Raw genomic sequence first — 12,342 nt, 5'->3', positions numbered from 1 at the left:
TCGCGTGGATTGTCAGGCCAGTTGCAAGCAGGAAATACCCGATTTCGCGCCTGCTGCATCCCTTGAAGCCCCCAACCTTGCGTGATTCTGCGACACGGCCTGCGCGATGCCGTCACGGATATACTCGGAGTATTTAATGGGCGCAAGAATGCCGTGCGTGGACTTGCCGCGCTGGCCGCTCAACTGGCCTGAGGCAGTCTACGGGTGCTGCCGCGCAGGACCAGTCGGCCCTCGATCAGCTTGTGCACCGGTTCGGTCGCGCCTTCGCCGAGGGCGAGCGCGATGGCGAGCGTTTCGGCGACCATCTCGTCGGCGGGTTGGGCATAAGTCGTCAGCGCAAAGGACGGCCAGCTTGCCATGGGCACGTCATCGAAGCCGACGACAGAGATGTCGCGGCCCACATCGAGGCCGAATTCGGCGCGAGCAACGTCGATCGTGGCAAGTGCCATGTGATCGTTGGCGCAGAAGATCGCGTCGGGCGGCTCGGGCAGGGTGAGCAGGCGGCGGGCGGCGGCGGCGGCGCCTTCGCGCGTGAAATGGCCGGTCTCACGCATGGGGGCGGGCAGGCCCTTTTCGCGGAAATAGCCGGCAAAGCCTTCCTCGCGCGCGGTGCTGGTCGAGGCATCGTCGTGCCCCGCCATGAAGCACGGACGCCGGTGTCCTGCGGCGACGAGATGCGCGGCGATGGCGCGTGCGCCGCCCCGGTTATTGCCCGTGACCGACGAGACGCGGCCCGGATCTGCGGTCGTGCGGTTGTACATGATCACCGGAATCTGCGCGTTGCGGCACTGGTTGGCGAGGCTGGATGAAAGGTTGGTCGACAGCAGGATCAGCGCGTCGAGCCGGTATTGCAGCACTTCGTGGACTTGTGCCTCGGACGCGCCTTGCGCCGTGGCGGGAAACAGCAGCACGCGCAGGCCCGCCGTGGCGAAGGCCGACGAGAGGCGGTTGAGCGAATCGGCGAAGAACGGATTGTCGAGATTGCCGACGCCGATGCCGACGATGTTCGATCGGCCGGACGTCAGGCTGCGGGCGATGAGGTCGGGCTTGTAGCCGATCTCCTCGGCCACTTCGATGATGCGGCGGCGGGTTTCGGGCGCGATGCTCGCTCCTGGCGTGAAGGCGCGGCTTACCGCCGAGGTCGAGACCCCGGCCTTCCGGGCCACGTCGCGGGCGCGCACTACCGAGCTTTCATCCATGGAAGCGGATTAGCATCGCGATTGCGACGGTTGCAAGGCGAATGCAACGAATTGCAAAATCATGCATGCGGTTGCAATAGTCGTCCGGTGCGGGTATCAGCAGGCGGTGAGAGCGGCGCAGGAGTCGCTCGCAAAGGCATGGGAGCAGTTCGATGGCAGTGTGGCTCAAGCGGGGATCGACGGCGGAAGCCAAGGCCGATGCAGACCGGAAGGTTCGTGACGTCGTGGAAGCGACGCTGGCCGATATCGAGAAGCGCGGTGATGCCGCGGTGCGTGACCTTTCGGTCAGGTTCGATGGCTGGGACCGCGAGGATTATCGCCTTTCGCAGGCAGAGATCGACGCAGCGGTCGACAGCCTCTCGCCGCAGGAGCGCAAGGATATCGAGTTTGCGCAGGCGCAAGTGCGCAACTTCGCGCAGATCCAGCGCGATTCGATGAAGGACGTTGAAGTCGAGACGATGCCGGGCGTCATTCTGGGCCACAAGAACCTGCCGATCCAGAATGCGGGCTGTTATGTGCCCGGCGGGAAGTATCCGCTGCTGGCCTCGGCGCACATGTCGGTCATCACCGCCAAGGTGGCGGGCGTGCCGCGCGTCATCACTTGCGCGCCGCCGTTTCAGGGCAAGCCTGCCCGCGCGATCGTTGCGGCGCAGGCCATGGCCGGCGCCGATGCGATCTATGCGCTGGGCGGCATTCAGGCCGTCGGCGCGATGGCCATCGGCACGCAGAGCATCGACCCGGTCGACATTCTGGTGGGTCCGGGCAACGCCTTCGTTGCCGAGGCCAAGCGCCAGCTGTTCGGCCGCGTGGGCATCGACCTGTTCGCTGGCCCCACCGAGACGCTGATCATCGCTGACGAAGTGGGTTGCGACCCCGAAATGGCCGCGACCGACATTCTCGGACAGGTCGAACACGGACCCGACAGCCCCGGCGTGCTGCTGACCAACAGCGAGAAGTTCGCCCGTGAGACGATGGTCGAGATCGAGCGCCTGCTGCAGATCCTTCCCACCGCCGACCACGCCCGCAAGGCCTGGGAAAGCTTCGGCGAGGTGATCGTGGCCGAGAGCTATGACGAGATGGTGCGCATCGCCGACGAGATCGCCAGCGAGCACGTGCAGGTCATGACCGCCGATCCCGATTACTTCCTCAGGAACATGACCAACTACGGCGCACTCTTCCTCGGCAACCGCACCAACGTTTCCTATGGCGACAAGGTGATCGGCACCAACCACACCCTGCCGACCCGGAAGGCGGCGCGCTATACCGGCGGCCTGTGGGTGGGCAAGTTCCTCAAGACCTGCACTTACCAGAAGGTCCTGACCGACGAGGCATCGACGCTGATCGGCGAATACTGCAGCCGCTTGTGCGCGCTGGAGGGCTTTGCAGGCCATGGCGAACAGGCCAATATCCGCGTGCGCCGGTTCGGCGGGCGCAACGTGCCCTATGCGGGCCAGGCCGAACCCAGCGAACTGACCCGAGCCTGAGGACCGAGCATGACTGACTTGCCCCGCACCCCGACGTTCCGGCTGGACGGCAAGCGCGCGCTGGTGACCGGCGCGGGGCGGGGCATCGGCCTCGCCATGGCGGCGGCGCTGGCTGAAGCTGGCGCGGCGGTAACGCTGGCCGCCCGTTCGCAAGGCGAGATCGAGGAAGCCGCGCGCGCTATCCGCGCAAGCGGCGGCGTGGCCGAGGCTGCGGCACTGGACGTGTCCGACACCGCCGCTGTCACGGCCTTCTTTACGGCGCGCCCTGCGTTTCACGTGCTGGTGAACAATGCGGGCACCAACCGGCCCAAGCCGATGTGGGAGGTGAGCGAGGCCGACTACGACGCCGTGCTCGACCTCAACGTAAAGGCCGCGTTCTTCGTGGCCCAGGCCTGCGCACGGCGGCTGATTGCTGCGGCCGAGAAGGGCAGCCTGATCCACATCGGCAGCCAGATGGGGCACGTCGGCGGGCCGAACCGGTCGCTCTATTGCGCGAGCAAGTGGGCGCTCGAGGGCATGAACAAGGCTTTCGCACTCGATCTTGCGCCCCATGGCATCCGCAGCAACACGATCGCGCCGACTTTCATCGAAACACCGATGACCAGACCGTTCTTCGAGGATCCGGCGTTCAAGGCGAGCGTGCTGGCCAAGATCAAGCTCGGTCGCCTCGGCACCGTCGAGGACCTGATGGGCGCGGTGGTGTTCCTTGCCTCCGAGGCCTCGGCGCTGATGACCGGGACAAGCCTGGTCGTCGATGGCGGCTGGACGGCGGACTAATGGGTCCTGACCCTAGAACGAGCGCGGCATGCCGAGCACGTGTTCGGCGATGTAGGACAGGATCAGGTTCGTGCTGACCGGGGCGACCTGGTAGAGCCGCGTTTCGCGGAACTTGCGTTCGACATCGTATTCATGCGCGAAGCCGAAACCGCCGAAGGTCTGGATCGCGGCATTGGCAGCTTCCCAGCTGGCCTTGGCGGCAAGGTACTTGGCCATATTGGCCTCTGCCCCGCAGGGCTGGTGGGCATCGAACAGCCCACAGGCGCGAAAGCGCATGAGGTCGGCCGCGCAAATCTCGGCATAGCTTTCGGCGATGGGGAACTGCACGCCCTGGTTCTGCCCGATGGGCCGTCCGAAAACCTCGCGCTCGCTGGCATAGCGGCTCGCGCGATCGACGAACCAGTAGCCATCGCCGATGCATTCGGCGGCGATCAGCGTGCGTTCGGCATTGAGCCCGTCGAGGATGTAGCGAAAGCCCCGGCCTTCCTCGCCGATCAGGTTTTCTGCCGGGATGCGCAAGTCGTCGAAGAACACCTCGTTGGTCTCGTGATTGACCATGTTGGCGATGGGCCTGATCTCCATGCCGTGGCCCAGCGCCTCGCGCAGATCGACGATGAAGATCGACATGCCGTCCGAGCGCCTGGCCACCTGATCGAGCGGAGTGGTGCGCGCGAGCAGGATCATCAGGTCCGAATGCTGGATCCGGCTGATCCAGACCTTCTGGCCCGAGACGCGGTAGTGATCGCCATGGCGCACCGCGCGGGTCTTGAGGCTGGTGGTATCGGTGCCGGTGGTCGGCTCGGTCACCGCCATCGATTGCAGGCGCAGTTCGCCCGAGGCGATGCGCGGCAGGTACGTCCGCTTCTGCTCGTCCGAGCCGTGCCGCAGCAGCGTGCCCATGTTGTACATCTGGCCGTGGCACGCGCCCGAATTGCCGCCCGAGCGGTTGATTTCCTCCATGATGACCGAGGCTTCGGCAAGCCCGAGACCCGAGCCGCCATGTTCGACCGGGATCATCGCAGCGAGCCACCCTGCACGGGTCAGTGCTTCGACGAATTCCTCGGGATAGCCGCGTTCGGCATCGATCCGGCGGTGGTATTCATCGGGGAACTGGGCGCAGAGCGCGCGCACCGCCTCGCGAATGTCCTGATAGGCGTCGGAAGTGGCGGGCAGGGGCATCGGGAGAGGTCTCGTCAGGTGAAGGTGGCGGTCGCATCCATGCACAGCGCGCCGCCTTCATTCATGGCAAAGAGGCGCGCAGTGCCATCGGCTTCGAGCGTGCCGCAGATGTCGAAGGGCGCGGTGTCGAAAAGCGGTTGGACCGCGCGGAAGCGGTAGCCGGTGACGGTGAGGCCGGGATGGCGCGCAACCAAATCGTGCAGCAGCAGCGTGGCGATCAGCGGGCCGTGAACGACGAGGCCGGGATAGCCTTCGACACCGGTGGCATAGGGCAGGTCGTAATGGATGCGGTGGCTGTTGAAGGTCAACGCCGAATAGCGGAACAGCAACACCGGATCGGGCACCACGCGCGTCGACCATTGCGGTGAAGGAGGTGCGGGCACGGGGGCAGGCCCAGGGGCAGCGGGATTGGCCGCCTCGCGATAGACGATGGTCTGGCGTTCGCGCAGCAGCTCGCCTTGCGCATCGGACACATGATGATCGACCTCGACAAAGGCGAGCCTGCCGCTGCGGCCGTGCTTCTGCGTGGCGCTGGCGATGGTCGAACGGCGGGTGATTGCGCTGCCGATGCAAAGCGGGCGGATGAAGGTGATGTCGCTTGCTGCCCACATGCGGCGAGGCAGGGTAACCGGTGGCAGGAAATCGCCGCGAGAGGGATGGCCGTCAGGGCCCAGTTCACCTTGTGGCGCGGCAGGCTGGAAGTGGAGCCAGTGCGAGAGCAGCGGCGCGGCATCGCCCGGCCGAGGTTCGACGATACGCGATGCCAGCGTGGCGACAAGGCCCTTCACCGCGCGGGCGCTGACCGTGTCGTCGCTGTCCTGCGTGCGGCCGACCCAGTCGGAAAGCGGCGCGCCGGGTGATGTCCTGTCCCTCTCCATCGCGGGGGACTATGGCGCGCAGCGAGGCAAAGCGCCAGTTTAATTGGATGGCTAAACCTCGAAGGCGGAAGCAATGTGATCGAGAATGCCCGAGGCCGTGACCGGACCGTCCGATCCGGATTCGGCGACCACGCCGACCGTGCGGGCAAGGTCGAATTCTTCGAGCGGAACCGCGACCATGCCCGGTGTCATCAGGCTGGCTGGCATCACGGTCACGCCCATTCCCGCCACGACATAGGCAGCGATGCGTTCTTCGTGGAGGCTCTTGACCGGAAAGAACGGGCGCACGCCGCGCGCTGTGAAGAACTGGCTCACCCGCGCCAGCACCTCGCAATGGCGGCGCGCCAGCATTGGCTCGCCCGCAAGGTCCTCGCAGGTGATGGACGGCGCTGCGGCAAGGCGGTGGCGTTCGGACATGACCAGGACATAGGGCTCGCGCAGCAGTTCGATCGTGCGCCGACCGGCGGTGCCATCGAGCGGGCCGAGCACGAGATCGACCCGGCCACGGTCGAACAGCGAAAGCAGTTCGCCGGGGCGGCGCTCGATAACCTCGAGGCGGATCGCGGGGTTGGCAAGCGCGGCGCCCGCGATGCGCGTGATCGTGTGGACCGGGATGGTCGTGGCAACGCCAAGGCGGATGTGCAGTACCTTGCGATCCTCGCGGATGGCGCGGCTCGCCTCCTCGAACTCGTGTTCGATCCGGCGGGCGTAGGGCAGCAGTCGCGCACCGGCTTCGGTCACCTCCACGCGGCGATTGTTGCGCACGAACAGCGCCTGGCCGATCTCGTCCTCCAGCCGCGCGATGGCGGCAGACACGGTCGGCTGCGCGACGCGGCACAGTTCGGCCGCGCGCGAGAAGTTGCCCGTATCGACGATGGCTGTGAAATAGCGCAGCGCGTGGCGGTCGATCATAGCTTTTATCTATTCACTTCATCGCCCAAGTCCAAGTTTTCTTCTGCAGCCAATGCGCGTAGCCTCGTGCCGACCTTTGGAGAGGCGCCTGACATGCGAGCTACCCCCGATTTCGATTTCGGCCTGACCGAGAGCGCGATGATGATCCGCGAAAGCGTCGCCCGTTTTGCCGACGAGAAGATCGCGCCGCTGGCCGCGCGTGTCGATGCCGAGGACTGGTTCCCGCGCGAGGAGCTGTGGCCCGCGATGGGCGAACTGGGCCTGCACGGCATGACCGTGGGCGAACAATGGGGCGGCCTCGGGCTGGGATATCTCGATCACGTGATCGCGGTGGAGGAAGTGAGCCGCGCTTCGGCTTCGATCGGGCTTTCCTATGGCGCGCATTCCAACCTCTGCGTCAACCAGATCAGCCGCTGGGGCAACGACGAGCAGAAAGCCAAGTACCTGCCCAGGCTGATCTCGGGCGAACATGTCGGCAGCCTTGCCATGTCGGAGGCGAGTGCCGGGTCCGATGTCGTCTCTATGAAGCTCAAGGCCGAGGCGGTGGCGGGCGGCTACCGGCTCAACGGCACCAAGTTCTGGATCACCAATGCCGCCTATGCCGATACGCTGGTGGTCTACGCCAAGACCGCGCCCGATGCGGCGAGCCGGGGCATCACCGCGTTCCTGATCGAAAAGGACATGCCCGGTTTCTCCATCGGCCAGAAGATCGACAAGATGGGCATGCGCGGATCGCCCACGGCCGAACTGGTGTTCGATGAATGCTTCGTTCCGCAAGAGAACGTGATGGGTCCGGTCAATGGCGGCGTCGGCGTGCTGATGAGCGGGCTCGATTATGAGCGCGTCGTGCTTTCGGGCATCCAGATCGGCATCATGCAGGCCTGCCTTGATGTAGTCATCCCCTACCTTCGCGAGCGCAAGCAATTCGGCAAGCCGATCGGCGCGTTCCAGCTGATGCAGGCCAAGGTGGCGGACATGTACGTTGCGATGCAATCTGCCCGTGCCTATGTCTATGCCGTGGCGCGCGCCTGCGATGCCGGGCAGACCACGCGCTTCGATGCGGCAGGCGCGATTCTGCTGGCGAGCGAGAACGCCTTCCGCGCGGCGGGTGAGGCGGTGCAGGCACTGGGCGGCGCGGGCTATACCAGGGACTGGCCGGTGGAACGCTTCCTGCGCGATGCCAAGCTGCTCGATATCGGCGCGGGCACCAACGAAATCCGGCGGATGCTGATCGGGCGTGAACTGCTGGGAGCCGTATAATGGCTGGCCCTGTCCTGCCCACCAGTCTCGACCTCTCCAGCCCCGAGGCTCAGGCGCGCGCGGCGCACAATCGCGCATTGGCGGACGAACTGCGCGCGCGCGTGGCCACGGCCGCGCAGGGCGGTGATGCAAAATCGCGCGACCGCCATGTTTCGCGCGGAAAGCTGCTGCCGCGCGACCGGGTGGAGCGGCTGCTCGATCCGGGCGCGCCGTTCCTCGAGATCGGCCAGCTTGCCGCCAATGGCATGTATGGCGACGAAGTACCGGGGGCGGGGATCATCGCCGGGGTGGGCCGGGTTTCGGGCCGCAAGTGCATGATCTTTGCCAATGATGCGACGGTCAAGGGCGGGACCTATTTCCCGATGACCGTGAAGAAGCACCTGCGCGCGCAGGAAATCGCGATGCAGAACCACCTGCCCTGCATCTATCTGGTCGACAGCGGCGGCGCCAACCTGCCCAATCAGGCCGAGGTCTTTCCCGATCGCGATCACTTCGGGCGGTTTTTCTACAATCAGGCGCAGATGAGCGCGAACGGCATCCCGCAGATCGCGAGCGTCATGGGCAGCTGCACCGCAGGCGGCGCCTATGTGCCCGCGATGAGCGACGAAAGCGTGATCGTGCGCGAACAGGGCACGATCTTTCTGGCAGGCCCGCCCCTCGTAAAGGCCGCGACGGGCGAGGAAATCACCGCCGAGGCGCTTGGCGGTGGCGACCTCCACGCGCGCAAGTCTGGCGTGGTCGATCACTTGGCCGACAATGACGAGCATGCGCTGACGATCGTGCGCGATATCGTGAGCCACCTTGGTGAAAAATCAGGGACAATCCCTGCTTCTCAACAGCCGGTGCCGCCCAGGTATCCCACCGAGGATCTCTATTCGATCATCCCCGACGACGTGCGAGCGCCTTACGATGTCCACGAGGTGATCGCCCGCATCGTCGATGGCAGCGAGTTCCACGAGTTCAAGGCACTCTACGGCACCACGCTGGTCTGCGGTTTTGCGCATATCTGGGGCATGCCGGTGGCGATCCTGGCCAACAACGGCGTGCTGTTTTCCGAAAGCGCGCAGAAGGGCGCGCATTTCATCGAACTGGCCTGCCAGCGCCGCATTCCGTTGCTGTTCCTGCAGAACATCAGCGGTTTCATGGTTGGTGGGAAGTACGAGGCCGAAGGCATTGCAAAACATGGCGCAAAGCTGGTGACGGCGGTGGCGACGGCGCAAGTGCCCAAGCTGACCGTGCTGATCGGCGGCAGCTTCGGTGCGGGCAATTACGGCATGTGCGGCCGCGCCTACGACCCGCGTTTCCTGTTCACCTGGCCCAACGCGCGGATCAGCGTGATGGGCGGCGAGCAGGCGGCAAGCGTGCTCGCCACAGTCCACCGCGACGCGGAAAACTGGACGCCGGAGCAGGCCGAAGCCTTCAAGGCGCCGATCCGCCAGAAGTATGAAGACGAAGGCAATCCTTATTACGCAACGGCGCGAATGTGGGACGACGGCGTGATCGATCCGGTCCAGACGCGGGATGTGCTGGGGCTTGCTCTGGAAGTGTGCCTCGAAACACCGATCCCGGAGGCGCCCCGGTTCGGGGTGTTCCGGATGTGAGGGTGGTCCAAAAGTTCCTCCCCGAGCTAGTCTCGGGGAGGGGGACCGCCCGAAGGGTGGTGGAGGGGCAATTTGCCACGCACGACGGCAACGATGCTGTCTGCCACCGCCACAGGATCGGCGAGCACGCCTTTCGCGGATATTCTTACCGTTTCGATCGCACTGCGCGCAAAGTACGCATCGCGTGTTGCATCACGCTGGGGCCTGTCTCCCATGTCGTGTGCAAGGCCGTCGATCTCGATCGCAAGCCGCGCATCGTTGCAGTAGAAGTCCAGGACATAGGGTCCGCTGGGATGTTGGCGGCGAAACTTGAGGCCGCCGGGCCTTGTTCTGAGCAATTGCCAAAGCAGAACTTCGGGCAGGGTCATTTCCCGGCGTCCCCGGCGAGCGCGCTTGATGGTGCCGGAGTCCGATTGCGGCGAGATGTCCTTCAGCATTCCAATACCCCTCCACCATGCTTCGCATGGTCCCCCTCCCCGAGCAAGCTCGGGGAGGATCAAGGAGCCTGCCCATGATCTCCTCCCTCCTCATCGCCAATCGTGGCGAGATCGCCTGCCGGGTCATTCGCACTGCGCGTGCGATGGGCATTCGTACCATCGCGGTCTATTCCGATGCCGATCGAAACGCGCTGCATGTGCGCCAGGCGGACGAGGCGGTGCACATCGGCCCGAGCCCTGCGCGCGAGAGCTATCTGGTGGGGGAGAAGATCCTTGCCGCCGCGCGTGCCACCGGGGCCGAGGCGATCCATCCGGGTTATGGGTTCCTGTCCGAGAACGCGGAATTCGCGCAGAGCGTGATCGATGCCGGGCTGGTGTGGGTCGGGCCGAAGCCAGCCTCGATCACCGCCATGGGTCTGAAGGATGCGGCCAAGGAACGGATGATCGCAGCCGGCGTGCCGGTGACGCCGGGCTATCTGGGGGAGAACCAGGACCCTGCTTTCCTGGCGCAGGAAGCCGCGAAGATCGGCTATCCGGTGCTGATCAAGGCCGTGGCGGGCGGCGGCGGCAAGGGAATGCGGCTGGTCGAGCGGGCCGACGACTTTGCCGATGCGCTCGTCTCGTGCCAGCGCGAGGCTTCGGCTTCATTCGGCAATGCCCATGTGCTGATCGAAAAGTACATCCTCTCGCCCCGGCACATCGAGGTGCAGGTGTTCGGCGATGCCCACGGCAACGTGGTGCATCTGTTCGAACGCGACTGCTCGCTCCAGCGCCGCCACCAGAAAGTGATCGAGGAAGCGCCCGCGCCGGGAATGGACGCGGCCACGCGCGAGGCGATCTGCGCGGCGGCGGTGCGCGCGGCCAAGGCAGTGGACTACGAAGGCGCAGGCACGATCGAGTTCATCGCCGATGGCTCGGAAGGCCTTCGCGCCGACCGCATCTGGTTCATGGAAATGAACACGCGGTTGCAGGTGGAGCATCCGGTGACCGAGGCGATCACCGGGGTCGATCTGGTCGAATGGCAATTGCGTGTGGCGAGCGGCGAAGCGCTGCCAAAGCGTCAGGACGAGCTGGAGATCACCGGCTGGGCGATGGAAGCGCGGCTATATGCGGAAGACCCGGCGAAGGGGTTTTTGCCGAGTGTCGGGCGGCTTCATAATCTCGCATTTCCTGAGAATTGCCGTGTCGATGCGGGCGTAGAAGAGGACGATGAGGTCACGCCATACTACGACCCGATGATTGCGAAGTTTATTGGCCATGGAACCAGCCGGGACGCTGCCATTAGTCAACTCCGTGAAGCTTGCGGCTGTTTCCAATGCCAGCCGGTCCAGTCGAATGCATGGTTCCTGCGCCGCATTCTCGAGCATGTCGACTTTCGTGCGGGCTCGGTGACGACGGGGTTCATTGCGCTGAACTTCGAAAATTTGACTGCACCGCCAATGCCGAGCGACATGGTCTTGAAAATCGCCGCCACCAGTCTGGCCAATGACCGCTTTGTGAGCGGGCGGAGCGGCGAGCCGAGATTTGAGATGGCTCGCAGTCTGCGAGGCTTTCGGTTGAACGCCGAGCCGTCGTCAGCCTTCCTGCTGATGGTCAACGGCTCACGGACGATGGTGGACGTAATCGAAGATGATGCGGAGCTAGTGTCCGAAAGCTGGCGCAGACAACAACAACTCAATGGCCCTGAAGGTATAATAGCCTTTGAACATGGGGCCGTGTTTCGGATCGCCTTGGATGAGCCGAGAGGCGGTGGCTCGGCCCATGCCCATGACGGCGCGATCCTTTCGCCCATGCCGGGCAAGGTCATTGCGGTCGAGGTGGCGGCGGGGCAGGCGGTGGTCAAGGGGCAGAAGCTGCTGACGCTTGAGGCGATGAAGATGGAGCATTCGCTGACCGCGCCGTTCGATGGCGTGGTTGCGGAATTGAACGTGAGCGCGGGCGCGCAAGTGCAGGTCGATGCTCTGCTGGTGCGGGTCGAGAAGGCGGAGTAACCCAGCATCCGTTCGTGGCGTGCGCATTCGCGACACATTGCGCGGTGTCTCGACTTCGCTCGACACGAACGGATCAGGGTGCTTTGGGGAATGACTGATGGCCGGACGTTACTTCGATGAATGGGCCGTGGGCGACAGGATCGAACACGAGATCCGGCGCACGGTGACCGAGACCGACAACCTGCTGTTCTCGGTGATGACGCACAATCCGCAGCCGCTGCACATCGATGCCGAGGCGGCCAAGGCGAGCGAGTTCGGCCAGATCCTGGTCAACGGCACTTTCACTTTCGCGCTGATGATCGGGCTTTCGGTGGGCGACACCACGCTGGGCACGCTGGTGGCGAACCTGGGCTACGACCAACTGGTGATGCCAAAGCCCGTGTTCCTCGGCGACACGATGCGCGCGATGAGCGAGGTTGTGGAACTGCGTCCATCGAAATCGCGCCCCAAAGCGGGCGTCGTCGTGTTCCGGCATGAGCTGCTGAACCAGCGCGACGAGGTCGTCTGTCGCTGCCTTCGTTCGGCCATGCTGCTTCGCCGCAACGCCTGAATTTGCCGATCAAGGCTTTCACGAGCCTGCATGACAGACTATGGACCGCCACGTTCAAGGCGCTGAACGCCAAG

Annotated in this window: 12 protein-coding genes; 6 read left to right on the top strand and 6 right to left on the bottom strand. The window is 64.8% G+C overall.

The annotated features are described in order from the left end of the window. Nucleotides 1–12: 12 nt before the first annotated feature. Together AC2A04_RS12610 and AC2A04_RS12605 are read right to left on the bottom strand one after the other, a co-directional pair. Nucleotides 13–183, bottom strand: coding sequence for a hypothetical protein (locus AC2A04_RS12610; RefSeq protein ID WP_484212694.1), 171 nt, complete (start codon nt 181–183; stop codon nt 13–15). Further along, entirely contained in the window at nt 180–1,199 is a 1,020-nt protein-coding gene (locus AC2A04_RS12605; protein WP_484212693.1) for a LacI family DNA-binding transcriptional regulator, read from the bottom strand. The genes AC2A04_RS12610 and AC2A04_RS12605 overlap by 4 nt, the downstream gene beginning before the upstream one ends. A gap of 152 nt (nt 1,200–1,351) precedes the next feature. Between AC2A04_RS12605 and hisD the strand changes: the two genes are divergently transcribed. Further along, nucleotides 1,352–2,683: a histidinol dehydrogenase gene (hisD, locus tag AC2A04_RS12600; RefSeq protein WP_484212692.1), complete on the top strand. Its 1,332-nt coding sequence runs from the start codon at nt 1,352–1,354 to the stop codon at nt 2,681–2,683. Nucleotides 2,684–2,692: 9 nt separating this feature from the next. Continuing rightward, nucleotides 2,693–3,460 (top strand): SDR family NAD(P)-dependent oxidoreductase, encoded by a 768-nt coding sequence (locus AC2A04_RS12595; RefSeq protein WP_484212691.1) that lies wholly within the window; start codon nt 2,693–2,695, stop codon nt 3,458–3,460. Nucleotides 3,461–3,472: 12 nt separating this feature from the next. Here the strand turns inward: AC2A04_RS12595 and AC2A04_RS12590 are convergent, their stop codons facing one another. The 3 genes from AC2A04_RS12590 to AC2A04_RS12580 are packed head-to-tail and all read right to left on the bottom strand — an operon-like array spanning nt 3,473 to nt 6,429. Then, entirely contained in the window at nt 3,473–4,639 is a 1,167-nt protein-coding gene (locus AC2A04_RS12590; protein ID WP_484212690.1) for an acyl-CoA dehydrogenase family protein, read from the bottom strand. A 14-nt stretch (nt 4,640–4,653) separates the two neighbouring features. Continuing rightward, complete coding sequence (locus AC2A04_RS12585) at nt 4,654–5,517, bottom strand: HTD2 family dehydratase (RefSeq protein WP_484212689.1); 864 nt, start codon at nt 5,515–5,517, stop codon at nt 4,654–4,656. Between the two features lie 51 nt (nt 5,518–5,568). After that, nucleotides 5,569–6,429, bottom strand: coding sequence for a LysR family transcriptional regulator (locus AC2A04_RS12580; protein ID WP_484212688.1), 861 nt, complete (start codon nt 6,427–6,429; stop codon nt 5,569–5,571). 93 nt (nt 6,430–6,522) lie between these two features. Between AC2A04_RS12580 and AC2A04_RS12575 the strand changes: the two genes are divergently transcribed. Both AC2A04_RS12575 and AC2A04_RS12570 read left to right on the top strand, forming a co-directional pair. Then, the gene (locus AC2A04_RS12575; protein ID WP_484212687.1) at nt 6,523–7,689 is read left to right on the top strand and encodes an isovaleryl-CoA dehydrogenase; all 1,167 of its coding nucleotides are present in this window, start codon (nt 6,523–6,525) and stop codon (nt 7,687–7,689) included. Beyond that, the gene (locus AC2A04_RS12570; RefSeq protein WP_484212686.1) at nt 7,689–9,290 is read left to right on the top strand and encodes a carboxyl transferase domain-containing protein; all 1,602 of its coding nucleotides are present in this window, start codon (nt 7,689–7,691) and stop codon (nt 9,288–9,290) included. The genes AC2A04_RS12575 and AC2A04_RS12570 overlap by 1 nt, the downstream gene beginning before the upstream one ends. Before the next feature lie 26 nt (nt 9,291–9,316). On the opposite strand, the gene AC2A04_RS12565 is transcribed toward AC2A04_RS12570, so the two are convergent. Continuing rightward, nucleotides 9,317–9,727, bottom strand: a complete 411-nt coding sequence (locus AC2A04_RS12565) for an endonuclease domain-containing protein (protein WP_484212685.1) — start codon at nt 9,725–9,727, stop codon at nt 9,317–9,319. 74 nt (nt 9,728–9,801) lie between these two features. On the opposite strand from AC2A04_RS12565, the gene AC2A04_RS12560 reads away from it, so the two are divergent. Next, entirely contained in the window at nt 9,802–11,718 is a 1,917-nt protein-coding gene (locus AC2A04_RS12560) for an acetyl/propionyl/methylcrotonyl-CoA carboxylase subunit alpha (RefSeq protein ID WP_484212684.1), read from the top strand. Nucleotides 11,719–11,815: 97 nt separating this feature from the next. Further along, nucleotides 11,816–12,268, top strand: a complete 453-nt coding sequence (locus tag AC2A04_RS12555) for a MaoC family dehydratase (RefSeq protein WP_484212683.1) — start codon at nt 11,816–11,818, stop codon at nt 12,266–12,268. Nucleotides 12,269–12,342 lie beyond the last annotated feature (74 nt).

The organism is Novosphingobium sp. HNCC26DJ243, assembly GCF_057180545.1.
The sequence above is the reverse complement of the archived record's forward strand: the minus strand, read 5'-3'. Positions and strand labels throughout refer to the sequence as shown.